We start from the raw sequence: 18,334 nt of genomic DNA on the forward strand, positions 1-18,334 counted from the left end.
AGGTGGGGTGATGGGAGTGGATGGGCGACTGCGCGCCATGGTGGCACTGTCCCAGGCGATGGCCGCGGCCCCGACGGCGCGGGAGTCCTGGCGGGCGGCGGCCCAGGGCGCGTGCGCGGCGCTCGCGGGGAGCTTCGCGGCGCTCTCCGTGTGGGAGCGGGACCTCGGTCGGCTCAAGGTGCTCGTGAACGCGGGGGAGCGGGCCGAGGGGGAGGAGGAGTTCCCCGAGGGCGAGTCGTACCCCGTGCACCAGTTCCCGGAGATCGCCGAGTTCCTGCACGAGCGCTGGGCGGGCGGGGGCGGACCCAACGCCTGGGTCGAGACGGTGGACCATGCCGCCGGTGCCGGTGCCGGTGCCGGTGCCGGTGCGGATGCGGATGCCGGTGTCAGTGCCCCGGCCGCGGGCCCGCCCGGCTACTGCCACCAGCGTGTCGCGGCGCTGCGCCGGCGCGGCCGGGGATGCTGCGTCGTCGCGCCGATCGTGCTGCACGGCCGGGCCTGGGGCGAGTTGTATGTGGCGAGGCCGCTGGGCGCGCCGCTCTTCGACGCGGACGACGCCGACTTCGCGACCGTCATCGCGTCCGTGGTGGCGGCGGGGCTGGCCCAGACCGAACGGCTCGAAGAGGTGCGCCGCCTTGCCTTCACGGACCCGCTGACGGGGCTGGCGAACCGGCGCGCGGTCGACGCGCGGCTCGACGAGGCGATCGGCTCGTACCGTAACGACGGAGCCGTCGTCAGCCTTGTCGTCTGCGATCTCAACGGCCTGAAACAGGTCAACGACACGCTCGGCCACGCACTCGGCGACCGGCTGCTGGAACGGTTCGCCTCGCTTCTCTCCGTCTGCGGCGCACGGCTCCCCGGCGCGCTGTCGGCGCGGTTGGGCGGGGACGAGTTCTGCCTGCTGGCGGTGGGCCCGAGCGCCGACGAGGTGATCGCGGTCGCCGCCGAACTGTGCGCGCGGGCGGGCGAACTGGAGCTGGGGGAAGGCGTCGCGTGCGGGATCGCCTCGACGGGCGACCCGATCGGCGAGGTGCCCTCGGGACGCCGGCTCTTCCGGCTGGCGGACGCGGCCCAGTACCGGGCGAAGGCGGTACGTGCGGCGGGCCCGGTGGTGGCCGGGCGCGACGGCACGGTGATCCGCCTGGCCGACACCCAGGCGCCCCCGGCCCGCGACCGCCGCCGCTTCCGGGACGCGCCTCCGTCGCCGTAACCACCGGAGAGCCGCCGTAACCTCCGGAGCTGCCGGAGAGCGGTGGAGCGGTGGGTGGTGGAGCGGTGGGTGGCGGGGACGGTTCGGAGGGTGACACTCTGAGATTCAGTACGTACGCTCCTGAATATGGATATGCATACCGTCGTGGTGGGGACGTCAGGGACGACCGCCGAGGACGTCATCGCCGTGGCCCGCGGCCACGCCCGCGTAGAGCTCTCCGCCGAGGCCCTGGCCGCGCTCGCGGCGGCCCGGGAGATCGTGGACGCGCTGGCCGCCAAGCCGGAGCCCGTGTACGGGGTCTCCACCGGGTTCGGGGCGCTCGCCACCCGGCACATCGGGCCCGAGCTGCGGGGGCGGCTCCAGCGCAACATCGTGCGGTCGCACGCCGCCGGGATGGGCCCGCACGTCGAACGGGACGTCGTGCGCGCGCTGATGTTCCTCCGGCTCAAGACCGTCGCGTCCGGGCACACCGGCGTACGCCCCGAGGTCGCGCGGACCATGGCCGATCTGCTCAACGCCGGGATCACCCCCGTCGTCCACGAGTACGGCTCCCTCGGCTGCTCCGGCGACCTCGCGCCGCTCTCGCACTGCGCGCTCGCACTGATGGGCGAGGGGGACGCGGAGGGCCCCGACGGCACCGTACGGCCCGCCGGCGAACTCCTCGCCGCGCACGGCATCACCCCCGTCGAACTGCGCGAGAAGGAGGGCCTGGCGCTGCTCAACGGCACGGACGGCATGCTCGGCATGCTGATCATGGCCCTCGCCGACCTGCACCGCCTCTACACCAGCGCCGACATCACCGCCGCCCTCAGCCTGGAGGCGCTGCTCGGTACGGACAAGGTGCTCGCCCCCGAGCTGCACGCCATCCGGCCCCACCCCGGCCAGGGCGCCAGCGCCGACAACATGCTGCGGGTGCTCGCCGGGTCCGGACTGACCGGGCACTTCCAGGAGGACGCGGCACCGCGCGTCCAGGACGCCTACTCCGTGCGCTGCGCCCCGCAGGTCGCCGGGGCGGGCCGGGACACGCTCGCGTACGCCCGGCTCGTCGCCGACCGGGAGCTGGCCTCCGCCGTGGACAACCCGGTCGTGCTGCCCGACGGGCGTGTGGAGTCCAACGGCAACTTCCACGGCGCGCCCGTCGCGTACGTCCTGGACTTCCTCGCGATCGTCGCCGCCGACCTCGGCTCGATCGCGGAGCGCCGCACCGACCGGCTCCTGGACCGGAACCGCTCCCACGGGCTGCCGGCCTTCCTCGCGGACGACCCCGGGGTCGACTCGGGGCTGATGATCGCCCAGTACACGCAGGCCGCGCTGGTCAGCGAGATGAAGCGGCTCGCGGTGCCCGCCTCAGTCGACTCGATCCCGTCCTCCGCGATGCAGGAGGACCATGTCTCGATGGGCTGGTCGGCCGCGCGCAAGCTCCGTACCGCCGTCGACAACCTGACCCGGATCATCGCCGTCGAGCTGTACGCGGCGACCCGCGCCATCGAGCTGCGCGCGGGCCTGACGCCCGCGCCCGCCTCACGCGTGGTGATCGAGGCGCTGCGGGGGACCGGGGTGGCGGGGCCGGGGCCCGACCGTTTCCTCTCCCCGGATCTGGCCGGGGCGGACGCCTTCGTACGGGAGGGGCTGCTGATCGCGGCGGTGGAGCCGGTCACGGGGCCGCTCGCCTGAGCGTCCGGCCCGGGCGGTCGGAACGCGTGGGCTCAGAACGCGCGGACGCTTCTGCGGACCGAGTACGCGACGAAGCCCACGCCGATCGCGAGCGACACGCTCCCGCCGACCACATACGGCGTCGTGTCCACGCCGCCGGTGTCCGCGAGTCTCGGGGCGTCCGCGCCCGCCGGGGCGTCCGCGCCCGCCGGGGCCGTGGACGGCGCCGTGGCAGGTTCCCGCGTGGCCGGGCCCACGGAGCTGTCGGTGCTGTCCGCGACCTCGGAGATCCCGGATACGTCGACGGACCCGCCCGCGGGCCCGTCGGCGCCGAGGTTCTGGGCGGACGGCGCGGACCGCTGTGCCGAGGCGGCGCCCTGGTCGCCGGTGGCGTTCGCGGACGGAACGAACCAGAGAGCGCAGAGCAGGGTCGCGGCTGCGGTAGCCGTCAGCAGCGGTCGCCGTGCGACGGACACGTGATCGATCCCCCTTGTGGCAACGCCGAATTGGGTGAGTGGGGGAGATGCTAGCCAACTTCTGGGGCGCCATGACACGGAGCCCGTTCTGTCGCCGCCAGGCTCGCCGGTGCCGTACGGCCGCTATCGGGCCCCGGAGCCGTACGCTCCGTCGTATGACCACTTCAGAAACATCACGGTATGTACGGGTAACGGTCGAATTGGTGGTGGAGGTCGAGGACCCCGAGCGTCTGGGCACCGCCGCCCTCGCCCGGATCGACTCCGACGCCTCCGTACCCGACGACGAGCGGGCGCAGGCCAGAGCGGTGGTACGCGGGGACGAGGCGGAGGCCCTGGCGTACCTCGTGGAGCCCCACGACCTGATCAAGGACGTCCCCGGGATCGGTCTCGCCCAGGCGTCGTGGACCAGCGAGCTGATCGACTACGACCCGGACGCCGTGGAGTGGGACCTCCACGACCTCCACGACCTCGACGAGGACAGCGAGGATGGCGCGGACGGTGACGATCCGGAGGGTGAGGTGCCCGGCGGGGTCGGCGGCGTGATCGGAGGTGTCAGCGGCGGTGGAGGGGTGACCGCTGGTCGGCGCTAGCGCGTGAGCGTGCCACCCTGGTAAGCCTCGGTCCGTAGCAGTCGGCGGACCGGGGCCGGCCTGCTTCCCGGTCGCGACCTGTGTGCGTGAGTGGTCTTCACCACACTGCCGACTGATGCGGAACCGGACGAACCGATACACCCGTTCTTAAGGGTTATCGGCAGGGTAAGCGGCGATGATGGAGAAGCGTGTGATGACGGACAGCAAGCGGCGCAAGGCCCTCATGGCCGCGTCCGCGGTGCTCGGCGGCGTACTGGTGCTCTCGGCGTGCAGCGGTGACGGCGGGTCCAAGAGCGGCGCCGGGAGTTCGGAGAGCTCCTCCTCACAGGCTCAGGCGGACGAAGCCGCGGCCAAAGAGACCTCCGAGGCCCAGATAGTCATCGCGCCGAAGAACGGCGCGACGAATGTCGGCATCAACAACGACGCGAAGGTCACCGTCACCAAGGGTGATCTCACGGACGTCAAGATGACGACCGCCGACGGCACCGCCGTCAAGGGCACACTGGCCGCCGATGCCAAGAGCTGGAAGCCGGACGCACAGCTCGACCGCTCCACCGCTTACAAGATCGCCGCGACGGCGAAGGACGGGAAGGGCCGCCAGGCCCACGAGAACACCTCCTTCACCACGGTCTCGCCCAGCAACAGCTTCATCGGGAACTTCACGCCGGAGGACGGCTCGACCGTCGGCGTGGGCATGCCGGTCTCGATCAACTTCGACAAGGCGATCTCCGACAAGAAGGCCGTCCGGGACGCGATCACGGTCACGTCCAGCAGCGGCCAGGAGGTCGTCGGCCACTGGTTCAGCCAGACGCGCCTCGACTTCCGCCCCGAGCAGTACTGGCAGGGCGGCTCGACGGTCACCCTCAAGCTCGCGCTGGACGGCGTCGAGGGCGCCCCGGGCGTCACCGGCGTCCAGCAGAAGACGATCACCTTCAAGATCGGCCGCAACCAGGTCAGCACCGTCGACGCCAAGTCGAAGATGATGACCATCACCCGCGACGGCAAGACGGTCAAGACCATCCCGATCTCGGCCGGCTCGCCCGACAACACGACGTACAACGGTCAGATGGTGATCTCCGAGAAGTTCAAGGAGACCCGGATGAACGGTGCGACGGTCGGCTTCACGGACGACGACGGCAAGGGCGAGTACGACATCAAGGACGTCCCGCACGCCATGCGGCTGTCCACCTCGGGCACCTTCATCCACGGCAACTACTGGGGCGCCCGCTCGATCTTCGGCAGCGTCAACACCAGCCACGGCTGTGTCGGTCTCGCGGACGTGAAGGGCGCCGGGGACGCCAACCAGCCCGCCGCGTGGTTCTACAACAACTCGCTCATCGGTGACGTGGTCGTTGTCAAGAACTCGAACGACAAGACCATCAAGCCGGACAACGGCCTCAACGGCTGGAACATGAACTGGTCCGAGTGGCAGGCCGGTTCGGAGGCCTGAGCCCCTGGGGCCTGATCCCCTGAGGCTCTGATGCCTGGGGCTCCGATGCCCTGGGGCGTCCGGTTTGACGGGCGCCCACCCGCCTCACCCCGCTGAGCCTGTTCCTCCTCGTACGGCGGCGGCACCCTTCCGGTGCCGCCGCCGTACGCGTTCTCATCCCGCTCTCACCGTCGCCTTATCCGGCCATCACGACGGGCCCCTAGCTTCACGCCCATGTTCTTCACCTACCTCAGGCGCGAGTTGCGCCGTCGCAGAAAGGCGGCGCTCGTCGTCGCCTCGGGGCTCGCCCTGGGCATCGCACTGGTGATCGTCGTCAACTCGGTCTCCGCCGGTATGGGACAGGCCCAGGACAAGGTCCTGCAGTCGCTGTACGGCCTCGGTACGGACATGACGGTCACCAAGGCCGCCACCCCGCCCGGGGAGGGGGACACCAACCGCCGCCGCTTCGAGTTCGACGCGAGCGACAGCGCCGACTCGGACGCCGACGCCGAGCAGAGCAGCGACCGGGTGATGGTCCAGGGATTCCAGACCCTGGCCTCCTCCACCGTGACCAAGGTCGGTGAACAGAACGGCGTCGCCCAGGCGGTGGGCGGGCTCAGCCTCAACGTCCTCAAGGTGAACGGCGAGTTCAGGCGCGGCGAGTTCACCCCGCAGGAGGGCTCCGCCACCGGCGGCCCCGGTGGCGGAGCCGGGCAGGGCGGCGGCGGTATCGGCGGCTCCGGCGGCTCCGGCGGTGAAGTCCGGGGCGGTGGCGCGGCGTTCGACGTCGACTCGTACTCCGTCTACGGTACGGACGTCACCTCGCCCGCGCTCGGCCCGCTCACGTCGTCCAGGATCACCAAGGGCCGTACCTTCAAGAGCACCGAGACGGACGCCGCGGTCGCCGTCGTCGACAGTGCGTACGCCACGGAGAAGAGCCTCGCGGTCGGCAGGACCGTCACCATCTCCGGTACGAAGTTCACCGTCGTCGGTATCGCGACCGCCGACAGCGGCGACTCCGCCGCCAATCTCTACATCCCGCTGAAGAAGGCCCAGGCCCTGGCCGACTCCAAGGACAAGGTCACCACGGTCTACGTGAAGGCCGCCGACTCGCAGCAGATCGACAGCGTCAAGTCCGGCATCCAGAAGAACATCTCGGGCACGACCGTCACCACCTCCGCCGATCTGGCCGACACGGTCTCCGGCTCCCTGTCCACCGCATCCGACCTCGCCGCCACCGTCGGCAAGTGGCTCTCCATCGCCGTCCTGATCGCCGCCTTCCTGGTGGCCGGGCTGCTCACCTCCTCGGCCGTCAGCCGCCGGGTACGGGAGTTCGGCACCCTGAAGGCGCTCGGCTGGAAGAGCGGCCGGGTCACCCGTCAGGTCGTCGGCGAGGCCCTGGTCAACGGCTTGCTCGGCGGGGTGCTCGGCATCGCGCTGGGCCTCGGCGGCGCCTACCTGGTCACCGCCATCAGCCCTACCCTCACCGCGCAGCTCGGCTCCACGGGCGGTGGCGGGGGCGGCGGCTTCGCCGGCGGACCGATGGGAGCCGGCGGCGGGCCGGGCCGGCAGGCCGCGTCCAAGGCGCTGGACATCGCGCTGACCGCCCCCGTCTCCGTATCCACCATCGGCGTGGCCGTGGCGCTCGCCGTCGCGGGCGGCCTGATCGCGGGCGGCTTCGGCGGCTGGCGCGCCTCGCGGCTGCGGCCCGCGGACGCGCTGCGCCGGGTCGAGTGAGGGCGCCGGGGCCGCTCGCCCCCTGCCCAGCCCCTCCCACCGGCCCAGCGGCCCGTACCGCAGGCCGTACCACGTTCCGTACAGCAGGAGTTGAACCGTGTACCAGCTCAGAGGCGTCACCAAGCGCTACGCGCGCGGCAAGCAGACCGTCGACGCGCTCGCCGGCGTCGAACTGACCATCGAGGACGGCGGCCGGCTCGTCATCCAGGGTCCTACCGGCGGCGGCAAGTCCACCCTCCTCCAGATGCTCGGCGGCCTCGACCGGCCGACCGAGGGAAGCGTGGAATTCGACGGGGTGGATCTGGCCGGACTGTCCGAATCCCGGCTCACCAAGGTGCGGGCGGAGTCCATCGGCTTCGTCTTCCAGAGCTTCAACCTGATCCCCACGCTCACCGCCCAGGAGAACGTCGAGACCGCCCTCGTCCCTCTCGGCGTGAAGGGCGCCGCCCGGCGCGAACGGGCCGCGCAGGCGCTGGAGTCCGTCGGGCTCGGAGAGCGCCTCGGGCATGTGCCGGGCGAACTCTCCGGAGGTCAGCAGCAGCGTGTCGCCATCGCCCGCGCGCTCGTGAAGCGGCCGAAGGTGCTGCTCGCCGACGAGCCCACCGGGAACCTGGACGAGTCGATGCGCGACGAGATCATGGAGCTGCTGGAGGGGCTCTGGAAGGAGCACGGCCTGACCTTCGTCATGGTCACGCACGACAGCTCGATCGCCCGTCGTGCCCCACGACTCGCCACGATCCGCAAGGGCCGGGTCACGGTCACCGAGAACGCGGCCGCCTGACGCGACGCTTTCCGCCGCATCTCCGGCGACGCCTTCCGAAGTGACGCTTCCTGAAGTAAAACCGTCTCAGAGAGAAGCGGTTGGGGCGCGCGTCCATGCCGTGGAAGCGGGCGACTATGCCGTGCGTCCATGCCTCAGGTCCGTGCCGTACAGCAGTGCCGACAGTGCCGTAAGGGGCGCTTGTGACTCCGGAGAGCCCGTGTGGTTCCCGGGGCGCAAGCGCCCACCTTGACTCGTCCGTCCGCCCGGATGTCCTCGTAACCCGGGGGCGTCGTCCCTCTCGCACGCGTAGGTTCGGTCCATGCTGATCACTCTGGGAAGTCCGCCCTCGGATACCGAGACTGAATCCTGGTACGGAGTCGTCGCCGCGGCGCACGCCCGTGATCTGCCCGCCTCGACACCCGAGCGCAGCCGGGTCGAGACCGACGGGAAGCTGCGCGTGCCGCCGGTGGGCGCGCGGACCGTCCATGTCGCGGCGGTGGACTCCGGCGGGGCGTACGAGGGCGTCGCCTCCCTGGTCCTGTTCACCGAGGAGAACAACCGCCATACGGCCTTCCTCGACACCCTGATGGTCCGCCCCGACGCCCGGCGGCACGGCGTCGGAGCCACCCTCTGGGCCGCGATACGCGCCGAACTCGTCGCGGACGGGCGGACATCCGTCTCCACCGTTCTCGAACTCGGCGGCGCGGGCGAGGCGTTCGTCGACAGCCTCGGCTTCACCAACGTCCTGCCGGTCGGCCGGTACGTGCAGCGGGTCCGCCAGGTCCTGGAGGGCATACCGCTCCCGGACCGGCCCGCCCTCCCCGAGGGGCTGCGCTTCACCGACTGGCAGGGCGTCGTCCCCGACCACCTGGCGGAGGCGTTCACCCGCGCCCATGAGCCGCTGGGCGACGTCCAGCGGGGCCGCCTCGACGAGCGGACCCCCTGCTGGGACGCCGCCCGGATCCGGGCGGCGGCCCAGCTGGTCGAGGAGCGCGGCGGCACCCTGTTCACCTCTGCGGTGCTGGACACGACGGACGGCGACGCGGTCGTCGCGTACACCGAGGTCGCCCTCGCCGCGCCGTCGGACATCCGCGCGGTCCAGTACGACACCCTCGTCGTCCCGTCCCACCGGGGCCGCGGCCTGGGCCGCGCCGTCAAACGCCACCATCTGGAACGGCTCCACGAACTCCGGCCCGGCGTACGGGAGATCAGTACGGTCGTCGCCGACGACAACCGGCCGATGCTGGCCGTGAACGAAGCACTCGGCTACCGGCGAGAGCGCCCCGCCGGCATCTTCCAGACCAAGCTGTAGAACCTTCAGAGCCTTCCGGCGGCCGATTCCGCGGCCGTTCCCGCCACCGGTTCCGGGGCCGTTGCCGCAGCACGCGGCGCCCGCCCGCGGCCGCAGGTCCCGCGCAGCCGCGCGTCAGCCGTTCTCCGGGCAGTCGGCGGCCCCCGCCCACGGCAGCCGGTACGCCGAGTCCAGCCGGTAGTCGCCCGCCGCCGGGACCGTCAGGCGGGTCCAGTCGCCGGCGCGCGTGACGCAGGCGCCGGGGGCCCTGAGCCAGGGCGAGTAGGCGATCCGTACCGTCACCGAGCCCGCCGTCTCCATCCGTACGACCATGGAGGCGGCGTCGCTCCGTACGACGGTGGCCGGGGCCGGGACCAGGGGGGCGGCGTCCCGTACGCGGTAGACCGTCCAGTTGGCGTCCCGCCACACCGGCGTCAGCCAGTCCGGGGCGCTCGCGACGAGCGCGGCCTCGGCGGTGGCCGGGCCGTCCGGGCGGCCGTGGGGCAGCGCCACCAGGCCCACCGCCCAGCGGTCCAGCCAGGTGCGGTACGCGGCCGGGTCGAGGACGTCGGCGCCCCGGGGGCCGTCGTAGAAGAGACGCCCGCGCTCGACGTCGAGCTGGCGGTTCCAGCCGCGCGCCATGTTGAGGTGCGGGGCGAGGACATCGGCCTCGCGGTGGTTACGGGCGGGGACGACCTCGACGCGGGTACGGCCGGCGCCGAGCCGGTCCAGCGCGTCGATCACGCCCTTGGTGTGCGTCGCCCAGGCGGGCACGGTGGTGGACACGACGAGGTCGTCGTCCGTCTTGTCGAGCAGCCAGGAGGTGTTGACGCAGACGGTCACCAGGAGGACGAGCGGAAGGACGGCGGACCTGCTGAAGCGGGCAGGGGTACGCAGCGGGCCCGGTCCGCGCGTCAGCAGCGCGGCCAGCAGTACGGGCGGGCCGGCCAGCCCCACCAGGCGCTCCACGTTCGTGCCGATCGGCGAGGCGACCGAGAAGGTCAGCACGACCCCGGCCGCGTACACGAACGCCCCGTACCGCACCACGCGCCAGCTCCGCGGCGCGGCCAGACAGAGCGCCGCGCAGGTCACCAGCGGCATCCACAGCTTGCTGGGGCTCATCGGCTGCTCGCCCTGGAAGGGGAAGAGCAGCGTGGTCGTCGCGACGACCAGGAACGGCGGGACGACCAGCGCGGCCCCGTTCGCCCGACGCCGGTCCAGCAGATACGCGGCGCCCACGACGACGAGGAAGAGCCCGGCGACCGGACTGGCCAGGGTGGCGAGCGCGGCGAACAGCCAGGCGGCCACCGCACGCCCGGTACGGCGCTGGAGCGTGCCCAGCACGGCGAGCAGCCCGAGGGCGGCGCCCAGGGCGAACGTGGTCCGCCCGGAGGCGACATTGCACCAGAGGGCGAAGGCGCCGAGCAGCGCCGGCCAGACCGGCCACCGCACCCCCGTGCGGACGAACAGCAGGGCCAGCACCCAGCTTCCGGCGAGCCCCGCCAGCACGGAGACCGTTCTGACGCCGAGGAGCGCCATCAGAGGAGGGGCCAGCACGCTGTAGTTGGCGGTGTGCGTGCCTCCGTACCAGGACAGGTTGTACGCGGAGCCCGGATGCCGGGCCATGAACCCGGCCCAGGCGAACTGCGCCGCCAGATCGCCCCCGCCGGTCGCGAGGACGACGACCCACACGACGTACAGCGGCACGACGGCCCCGGTCGCGATCAGCGGCACCCGCCACCACGGACGGCGCGGTGGCCGCGCCGCGGGGTCCGGCTCCCGGACCGATTCCGGGCCGATCGGCCCGGAAGACACCTCGTCGGTCCGCCCCGCCGCCGTACCCTCACTCATCCGCACCGGGACAGACTAGTGCCGCCGCGGGGGCACCGGACGAGAAGCGCTGGAGGGCCGGGAACGACACCGTGACCGCCAGGCCGCCGCCCTCCGCGTTCGGGACCGCCGTCGCCGTCGCGTCATGGGCGCGGGCGAAGCACCGCGTCGCCCGCGACCGTCAGCGGTTCCGCGCACACCGACACGCGCCCCCGCGCTCCGCCGCCTCGTCCGCCCGCCGGCCGGTTTCCGTGATCACCGAGACGGCCCGCCGGGCTGTCGGGAGAGAACCTCCACGAACGGATCGCCCTGGCCGGGCCGCCCGGTGAGCTGAAACGGCTCGCGGACACCACCGACGGCGTTAACCCTCAGCCGGTGATCATGGACGCTGGTCGTGAGTGTCCTGGCGGAGCTCGGCGGTGCGCCGGGTGAGGGCGTCGATGCGTTCGGCGAGGTCGCCGGTCTCGGGCCGCAGGTGGGGCCGGGCCGCGGTCAGGGGGCGCACGAGGCGGGCGGGGTCGTTGTGGGCGAGGGCCTGGTTCAGCTCGCCGAGCGTGTGGTTGGCACTGGCGGGCAGGTCGGTGAGGGCGGTGATCTGTCCGGCGAGGCGGCGCAGGTCTGCGGCGTTGTCGCGGGCCCAGGCGTTCACGGTGCGTTCGGCGGCGCGGGTGTCGCGGGTGGCCTGGACACGCTCTTCCCCGGTGGAGCCGGGGGTGCCGGGTCGTAGCCGCAGGTAGCGGCGTTCGGCGGCCTGGCGGCTGGCGACCCCGAGAGGGCCGGCGAGGTCGGCCCAGCTCGCGCCCTGTCCGCGGGCGGTTTCGATCAGCACGCTCTCCCAGTCGGCGAGCTGCTCGCGAACCTCGCGCAGCATCAGCAGGGCGGCCAGGGCCGGGTGCGGGCCGGCGTCGGCCGCGGGTGGCTCCGCGGTGACCGGCGTCCGGGCGGAGGATCGCTGCGCGTCCTTCACGGACTGGGTGATGGCTTCCAGTGCCGCGGCGGCGGCGCGGAAGGGGACCGGTGCGCCCGAGGTGGCGGCTTCGTTCATGGGACTCTCCGTCGCTTTGTCATCCTCCAGATGACTTTCTGGCTTGTCATCGTTTCGATGACATGCTACAACGGAAACACGTTGAAGCGCATTGGCAGTTTCTGCCTGAACCAACTGGAGGTGTTTCTGATGTTGATGCGCACCGACCCGTTCCGTGAGATGGACCGCATCGTCCAGCAGCTGTCGGGTACGTCCGGGACCTGGTCGAAGCCGTCGGTGATGCCGATGGACGCCTACCGCGAGGGCGACGAATACGTGATCGCCTTCGACCTGCCCGGAGTGAGCACCGAGGCGATCGACGTCGACGTCGAGCGGAACATGCTGACCGTGAAGGCGGAGCGCCGCCCGGTCGCCAAGGCCGACTCCGTGAAGGTGGAGCTGTCCGAGAGGCCCCTGGGGGTCTTCTCCCGCCAGATCGTCCTCGCGGACACCCTGGACACCGAGCGCATCCAGGCCGACTACGACGCGGGTGTCCTGACCCTGCGCATCCCGATCGCCGAGCGCGCCAAGCCCCGCAAGGTCAGTATCGGCGCCGGCGCCGGCCACAAGCAGATCTCCGGCTGAATCCTCCCGCTCCAGCCGGCCGCGGAGGGCGGGAGAGCTGATCTCCCCCTCCGGCACCCGCCCTCCGCACCCTTCACCCCTCACCCCTCACCCCTCACCGGAGGTGACGTGATGTCGATACGCGGGGAGTCGTTCCTGGCCCACGTCAAGGAACGCGGCGAGTACGCAACCGTGGAAGAGGCCGACCGCGTTGCCCGCGTCGTCCTGGCCCTGCTCGGCGCACACCTGGTCGGCAGGGTGCGGGCCGGGCTCGCCGCCCGCCTCCCGGAGACGTACGCCCTGATCCTCCTCAACCCGTTGCAGGCGGCGGAGCCGCTCTCACCGGAACGATTCGTCCGTGCGACCGCGGCCTGGATCGAGGGCGCCACCGAGAAGACGGCCCTGTGGGACATCGGCGCCGTCCTGTCCACGGCGGCCGCCGCTGCGGGCGATGGCCTCACCCGCGAGGTCCTCCTCCAGCTCCCACCCGGCTACGACCTCCTCTTCGGCCACCCCTGGCCCCAGCCCACCTGACTGTCCCCGGCTCGCCCCGGGCCGGGCCGGACCTTCGCGGAGAAAGGCATGCGAAGCCGTGTACGACCAGCCTCGCGCGAACTCCTCCCGGATGTCCATGACGTTCGAGCAGATGCTGGAACGCGCGCGCTGTGAAGGCGCCTACCCCACCCGTGATCGCGGGCGGCAGCCGTCCACCAGGTCCTCGCCGCCCTCGGCCGCCGGCTGACCGGCAAGGAACGCGTCGACTTGCCCTGCGGCCCTCGTTGTACGCCCCTCCTATCCGGGGCCGATTACCTCTCGACACCGCAGGCGGAAATCTGTGTCGGCCGGAGTAGACATGGGGTGCTGGTGTGGTTATGGTTTCTCTCGTAGCCCGAAGAGATCGAAGGGCCCGGCAGAGACGAACTGCCGGGCAGCGGTAGCGCAGTACCCGCAGTTGCAGTGCGCAGGACGGTGCGGTGACGGAGTCTCGAAGCCAGGTTTGTTGCAGGACGGCGACGGGACTGGTGACCGGACCGGGTGGCCCGCAGTGATCAGGGGCGCCAGTGGTTGCAGTACCAGCAGGTGGCAGTACCCAGCAGTGAAGTCAGTGAGCAGTACCTCGGTGAAGGCGTCGGCTGCGGGCGCGCGCACCGGGAGGTTCGGCAGTTCGCAGTATCAGCAGTACGCAGTCCCCGTTCGGTAAGCAGTTGATCACCGAGGGAAGAACGGAGGAACCAGGCGCCATCAGGATCGCCCGGACGCCACGCGGGTCCGGGTACCGCAGGACATCGATAGTGAGGTGGTCTCCGGTCAAGCAACCGCGATCCCCGCACCCCCGACGAAGGTCAGGCCGGGTGGGCGGAAACAGAAGGCCGGCGCAGAAGCAGGGCCGGCAGATGGTGTAGCAGTTCCTTCGGGGCCCGGGTGCCAATGGCACCCGGGCCCCTCCACGCGTTCCACAGAGAGGTGCAATGACAGCAGACGACTCGTTCGGCCGTCTCGATGACGACGACTACCCCGCCTACACCATGGGCCGGGCCGCCGAGATGCTCGGCACCACCCAGGGCTTCCTGCGCGCCGTCGGCGAAGCCCGCCTCATCACCCCGCTGCGCTCGGCGGGCGGCCACCGCCGCTACTCCCGCTACCAGCTGCGTATCGCCGCCCGCGCCCGCGAACTCGTCGACCAGGGAACACCGATCGAGGCCGCCTGCCGCATCGTCATCCTGGAAGACCAGCTCGAAGAGGCCCAGCGCATCAACGCCGAATACCGCAAGGCGGCCGAATCCTCGGACCCCTCGGCCGCCACCTGAACGGGCTGAGGCACCCCACCCCGGACAACGATCCGCCTCCCGGCAGGGGACGCCAGGAGGGCCCTGCTCCGCGTCGCCCTCGTCGCCCTCGTCGAGCCCCGGCGCGGCCGCGTCCGGGTCGCGCAGCGGGCGCAGGGTGCCGGCTGCCGGGGTGGAGGAGCGATCTCCTCGTCCCGGAGTTCGTGGCCCTCGTCCCGGAGCTCGTGGCCCTCGGCGCGAAGCTGGGCGACGGCGGCGTCGATGTAGCGAGGCGTCCAGAGCACGACGGCGTTGAGGACCAGGCCGGGCGCGCCGAGCTGGTCCTCCATACCGTCACGGTACGCCTGGAGGGACTGCTGTACTCCGGCCTGCCCCGGGCGCGGCGGCGGGCGATGGCCGCGGAGGCCCTTGCGCGGGTCGGGCTCGCCGACAGGCGCGGGTCGCCATCCCCCGGGCCGTCGTCGGCCGGCCGGACCTGCTGCTCGCCGACGAGCCGCCCGGAGCCCCGGACTCGGCGTCCCTCGTTCTCCTCGACGCCGGCCCTTCAGACATCGTGAGGCGCCCCCGCGCGTGACGTCGGCGCCGCGCGTGACGTCGGCCCCCACGGTCCGCTGGTGACAGTGGGCGTGGGGGCCGACGCCGCGGTGCGCGCGGGGCACACGGGGTGCACCGGCGCCGATGCCGTCAGCCCTGTGACATCCGTGACGCACATGAGGCTCGTGATGCCCGTGACGCCTATGACGCCTATGACGCCTATGACGCCTATGACGCCTATGACGACCGTGATATCCGTGAGGTCCGTGACGGGATTTCCGGCTCCGAGCCCGCCTCGGACACCACCCGCCCGGCGCGCAGTTCCAGTCGCGCGCCCTCGAAGGCACGGCGGAAGCGCCGGTCGTGCGAGACCACCACGACCGCGCCCGGGTAGCTCCGCAACGCCTCCTCCAACTCCTCGACCAGGCTGAGCGCGATGTGGTTCGTCGGCTCGTCCAGGACGATCAGATCGGCGGGGCGGGCGGCCAGCCTGGCCAGTTCCACCCTGCGGCGCTGGCCGACCGAGAGCGCGGCCAGCGGCACCGCCAGGTCCTCCCGCCGGAACAGTCCCAGGGCGAGCAGCTCGTCCGCGTACTCCTCGGGCGGCCCCGGCCGGCCCGCCGCGTACGCGTGCAGGAGCGGGCGCCGGGACGGTACGGCGGGCAGCTCCTGCGGGAGGTAGCCGATCCGGGCGGGGCCGCCGGGCGGACCGGTGACCGTACCGCTGTCCGGGCGCAGGTCGCCCGCCAGCAGCCGGAGCAGGGTCGTCTTGCCCGCGCCGTTGGGCCCGGTGACGAGGAGGCGGTCGCCCGCCTTCACGCGCAGGGCCGCCACCCGGAGCCGGTCGCCGACGACCACCTCGTCCAGCTCGGCGACCGGGCCCCGGGGCGAAGCGGCCGACGTGCCCTCGCCGGAGGTGTCCTCCACCGGCACGTCCCCCTGCGCCGTGGTGCGCAGCGTGGCCGTGAGGCGCAAAGGGCTCGGGCGGTGCCGCGACCGGGGCGCGCCGCAGCCGCTCCAGCCGCTCGCGCGCCGCCCTGACCTGCCCGGACAGCTTCGCCTCGTGCGAGCGGCGGTGCTTGCCGAACCCCTCGCGCGGGTCCCGGCCCGTGCCCGTGAGCCGCCGGCCCGCCGCCTCGACCAGCTCCTCCGTACGGGCCACCTCGGCCAGCCACTCCAGATGGTCCTGCTCCCGGCGGCGCCGCGCCGCGGCCTTCGCGGTGCGGTAGCCGGCCCAGCCGTCGCCGTACCGGGTCACCGTCCTGGTGTCCCGGTCGACCTCCAGGATCGTCGTCGCGATCCGCTCCAGGAAGGCCCGGTCGTGGGTGACGGCGAGCACCGTGCCCCGGTGCGCGCGGAGTTGCTCCTCCAGCCAGGTGGTGGCCTGGAGGTCGAGATGGTTGGTGGGTTCGTCGAGCAGCAGCAGTTCGGGCGCCGAGGCCAGGACGCACGCCAGCGCCAGCCGGGACCGCTCCCCGCCGGAGAGTGCGCCGAGCGGCCGGTCCCTGGGCAGGTTCCGCAGGCCGAGGGCGCCGAGCGCGGCGTCGATGCGGGCGTCGGACCGGTAGCCGTCGCGTTCCTCGTACGCCGTCAACAGGTCGCCGTACGCGGCGAGTTCCGCCTCGTCGGCCGATCCGAGGGACGCCTCGGCCGCCGTGATCCGGCGCTCCAGTTCGCGGAGTTCGGCGAGGGCCGCGTCGACCGCGTCCTGGACGGAGCGCGCGGGGTCCAGATCGAGCGTCTGGGCGAGATGGCCGATACCGCCGGGGAACGCGACGGTGATCTCGCCGCTGTCGGGCTCTTCGGCCCCGGCGAGCAGCCGCAGGAGCGTTGACTTGCCGGCGCCGTTCTCGCCGATGACACCGGCCTTCTCGCCGGGGCGTACGGTCAGCGAGACCTGGTCGAGAACCGACCGGTCGCCGTACGCCTTGGACATGTCTTTGATCGCCAATTGGGCGCGTTCGCGCATGCTTCTTCCTGATGTGTCATGCCCGTCCACTCGCGGCGCTGCTCGGCAGTGGCACGACTCAGCGAGGGATGCCGGGCGGGACTGATGTCGGACCTGCGGTGCGGCAGGTCCGAATCACAGGAAGAAGTAGTGCTTGAACATGGCGTCCAGGGTAGCCGGGACGCCGGGCGCGCCCCAGTTATTTCTTGTGCTCGGGTTTCCCGGGCTTTCCGTGGTTTCCGTGCTCACAGGGCTTTCCCGGCTTGGCCGGAAGATGGCCCCGGTAGTCCAGCGCGTACGCCAGCTTGCCGGGCTTCGCGTCGGTGATCGGCGCGCTCAGCTTCCCGAACTCACCGCCGGTCGGCTTCTTGCCGTCGTTCCACTCCTCCATCCGCCCCAGCTCGTCGGCGGTGCGGCCGTCGGAGATCACGGTGTCGCCCGGCGTCCCCGACATCGTCTCGGACGCGCCGCGCACGGCGGCGAGGTACGAGGCGGGCGAGGCCAGGTCGTACGAGCCGAGGTCGACGCGGTCGCGCAGCCAGGTGCCCCACAGGAACTCCAGGTACTCGGCGGCGTCGTCGGGCGCCTGGTAGCCGATGTCCCGCGTGAAGTAGACGAGGCTGCGGTAGCGGTCGTCGTGGAAGCGGGCCAGGCCGAGCCGCCGCGGAAGCTGGTCCGTGGTGATGGGGCGGTTGTTCTCGTCGCGCAGCCACACCCACTTCTTGTCCTGCATCGTCCGCCAGAACGCGGAGGTGCCCAGACCGCTCAGATTGGCGGTGACGCGCAGCCGGATGTGCATCCGGGGGCCGCCGTCGGCGGTCTCCAGGAACGAGGTGAGGGTGTGGTGCCCGTCGGTCAGATACAGCGCGCCGCCGGGGCCGACGACGACCGTCTTCATCGCGGCGCGGGTCTCCTCCGTCTCCTGGCCGACCGGAACGGTGCAGGTGAAGCTCGACGGCCTGGCGAGCGTGGCACCGGCAGGGACCGTGGCCGCCTCCTCCTGGCCGTTGGTCTCGCACCAGTCGTCGAAGCGCTTGTTGACGTCGCCGTTCTGCACGTCCTTGGTGCTGCTGTAGCGGCCGAGCTTGTAGTAGATCTGGTCGAAGCCGACGGAGGGCTGCGTGGGGCGGAGCTGGTCCAGCGTCACATCGAGAAGGTCACCGGTCCGCGCGCATCTCGCCTTCACCACGGCGCTCGCGGCGCCGTGCTTCTTGACGCACTGGGCGGCGGCGGGGGCCTTGCCGGTGGGGGAGTTGGCGGGCGCGGCGACCGCCGGGGCCCCGCTCGCGACCGCGCCGCCCAGCGCCAGCGCGGCGGCGGCCAGCCCGGCCGCCAGACCGCGGGTCCGCCCGCGCTGCCTCGGCCGGAGGGCGGTGCGCCACGCGGGCGTACGGTCTGAGGCGGGTCCGGGGCCGGGTGTGCCGGGCATACGGTCTCCACAAGTCGAAGGCGGGCGGGGCGGGTCGGCGGGGGGCGCGGACATCCACTCATCTCTCCC

The 18,334-nt window shown here is 72.2% G+C and carries 14 protein-coding genes and 4 pseudogenes; 12 read left to right on the forward strand and 6 right to left on the reverse strand.

Going from position 1 to position 18,334, the window contains the following annotated elements:
• Nucleotides 1-10 precede the first annotated feature (10 nt).
• Nucleotides 11-1,210 carry a diguanylate cyclase domain-containing protein gene (locus ACIQ7D_RS22185; RefSeq protein ID WP_403940068.1) on the forward strand — a complete coding sequence of 400 codons (1,200 nt, stop codon included), beginning with the start codon at nucleotides 11-13 and terminating at the stop codon, nucleotides 1,208-1,210.
• Nucleotides 1,211-1,342: 132 nt separating this feature from the next.
• A complete protein-coding gene (hutH, locus tag ACIQ7D_RS22190; protein WP_403940323.1) occupies nucleotides 1,343-2,884 on the forward strand; it encodes a histidine ammonia-lyase in 1,542 nt (513 codons plus the stop codon).
• A gap of 32 nt (nucleotides 2,885-2,916) precedes the next feature.
• Here hutH and ACIQ7D_RS22195 read toward each other — a convergent pair whose 3' ends face one another.
• Nucleotides 2,917-3,339, reverse strand: a complete 423-nt coding sequence (locus ACIQ7D_RS22195; protein ID WP_403940070.1) for a cell wall protein — start codon at nucleotides 3,337-3,339, stop codon at nucleotides 2,917-2,919.
• A gap of 155 nt (nucleotides 3,340-3,494) precedes the next feature.
• Between ACIQ7D_RS22195 and ACIQ7D_RS22200 the strand changes: the two genes are divergently transcribed.
• From ACIQ7D_RS22200 to ACIQ7D_RS22220, 5 genes are all read left to right on the forward strand, one after another.
• Nucleotides 3,495-3,929: a hypothetical protein gene (locus tag ACIQ7D_RS22200; RefSeq protein WP_403940072.1), complete on the forward strand. Its 435-nt coding sequence runs from the start codon at nucleotides 3,495-3,497 to the stop codon at nucleotides 3,927-3,929.
• Between the two features lie 178 nt (nucleotides 3,930-4,107).
• Complete coding sequence (locus ACIQ7D_RS22205; protein WP_403940325.1) at nucleotides 4,108-5,379, forward strand: Ig-like domain-containing protein; 1,272 nt, start codon at nucleotides 4,108-4,110, stop codon at nucleotides 5,377-5,379.
• Nucleotides 5,380-5,592: 213 nt separating this feature from the next.
• Nucleotides 5,593-7,095, forward strand: a complete 1,503-nt coding sequence (locus ACIQ7D_RS22210) for an ABC transporter permease (protein ID WP_403940074.1) — start codon at nucleotides 5,593-5,595, stop codon at nucleotides 7,093-7,095.
• Between the two features lie 97 nt (nucleotides 7,096-7,192).
• Entirely contained in the window at nucleotides 7,193-7,876 is a 684-nt protein-coding gene (locus tag ACIQ7D_RS22215) for an ABC transporter ATP-binding protein (RefSeq protein ID WP_403940076.1), read from the forward strand.
• Between the two features lie 301 nt (nucleotides 7,877-8,177).
• Nucleotides 8,178-9,170 (forward strand): GNAT family N-acetyltransferase, encoded by a 993-nt coding sequence (locus ACIQ7D_RS22220; protein ID WP_403940078.1) that lies wholly within the window; start codon nucleotides 8,178-8,180, stop codon nucleotides 9,168-9,170.
• Nucleotides 9,171-9,284: 114 nt separating this feature from the next.
• Here the strand turns inward: ACIQ7D_RS22220 and ACIQ7D_RS22225 are convergent, their stop codons facing one another.
• A complete protein-coding gene (locus tag ACIQ7D_RS22225) occupies nucleotides 9,285-10,883 on the reverse strand; it encodes a hypothetical protein (RefSeq protein WP_403940327.1) in 1,599 nt (532 codons plus the stop codon).
• A gap of 320 nt (nucleotides 10,884-11,203) precedes the next feature.
• Between ACIQ7D_RS22225 and ACIQ7D_RS22230 the strand changes: the two are divergent.
• Nucleotides 11,204-11,342 (forward strand): annotated as a pseudogene (locus ACIQ7D_RS22230) (two-component sensor histidine kinase); the annotation flags it as partial.
• 16 nt (nucleotides 11,343-11,358) lie between these two features.
• Here the strand turns inward: ACIQ7D_RS22230 and ACIQ7D_RS22235 are convergent.
• Nucleotides 11,359-12,024 (reverse strand): HSP18 transcriptional regulator, encoded by a 666-nt coding sequence (locus ACIQ7D_RS22235; RefSeq protein ID WP_403940080.1) that lies wholly within the window; start codon nucleotides 12,022-12,024, stop codon nucleotides 11,359-11,361.
• Nucleotides 12,025-12,153: 129 nt separating this feature from the next.
• Between ACIQ7D_RS22235 and ACIQ7D_RS22240 the strand changes: the two genes are divergently transcribed.
• The 3 genes from ACIQ7D_RS22240 to ACIQ7D_RS22250 all read left to right on the forward strand — a co-directional run bounded on the left by ACIQ7D_RS22240 (nucleotide 12,154) and on the right by ACIQ7D_RS22250 (nucleotide 14,375).
• On the forward strand, nucleotides 12,154-12,588 hold the full coding sequence (locus ACIQ7D_RS22240; RefSeq protein WP_403940082.1) for an Hsp20/alpha crystallin family protein: 435 nt from the start codon (nucleotides 12,154-12,156) through the stop codon (nucleotides 12,586-12,588).
• Nucleotides 12,589-12,699: 111 nt separating this feature from the next.
• Nucleotides 12,700-13,101 carry a DUF2267 domain-containing protein gene (locus ACIQ7D_RS22245; protein ID WP_403940084.1) on the forward strand — a complete coding sequence of 134 codons (402 nt, stop codon included), beginning with the start codon at nucleotides 12,700-12,702 and terminating at the stop codon, nucleotides 13,099-13,101.
• A gap of 935 nt (nucleotides 13,102-14,036) precedes the next feature.
• Nucleotides 14,037-14,375 carry a MerR family transcriptional regulator gene (locus ACIQ7D_RS22250; protein WP_403940086.1) on the forward strand — a complete coding sequence of 113 codons (339 nt, stop codon included), beginning with the start codon at nucleotides 14,037-14,039 and terminating at the stop codon, nucleotides 14,373-14,375.
• Nucleotides 14,376-14,572: 197 nt separating this feature from the next.
• On the opposite strand, the pseudogene ACIQ7D_RS22255 reads toward ACIQ7D_RS22250, so the two are convergent.
• Nucleotides 14,573-14,701, reverse strand: a pseudogene (locus tag ACIQ7D_RS22255) (Tn3 family transposase); the annotation flags it as partial.
• Here ACIQ7D_RS22255 and ACIQ7D_RS22260 point away from each other — a divergent pair.
• Nucleotides 14,702-14,874 (forward strand): annotated as a pseudogene (locus ACIQ7D_RS22260) (ABC transporter ATP-binding protein); the annotation flags it as partial.
• Between the two features lie 251 nt (nucleotides 14,875-15,125).
• Here the strand turns inward: ACIQ7D_RS22260 and abc-f are convergent.
• Both abc-f and ACIQ7D_RS22270 read right to left on the reverse strand, forming a co-directional pair.
• A pseudogene (abc-f, locus tag ACIQ7D_RS22265) lies at nucleotides 15,126-16,857 on the reverse strand (ribosomal protection-like ABC-F family protein).
• A 178-nt stretch (nucleotides 16,858-17,035) separates the two neighbouring features.
• Nucleotides 17,036-18,265: a ParB/Srx family N-terminal domain-containing protein gene (locus tag ACIQ7D_RS22270; protein ID WP_403940087.1), complete on the reverse strand. Its 1,230-nt coding sequence runs from the start codon at nucleotides 18,263-18,265 to the stop codon at nucleotides 17,036-17,038.
• Between the last annotated feature and the right edge of the window lie 69 nt (nucleotides 18,266-18,334).

The sequence above is a fragment of the Streptomyces sp. NPDC096310 genome (assembly GCF_044763125.1).
Taxonomy (GTDB): Bacteria; Actinomycetota; Actinomycetes; order Streptomycetales; family Streptomycetaceae; genus Streptomyces.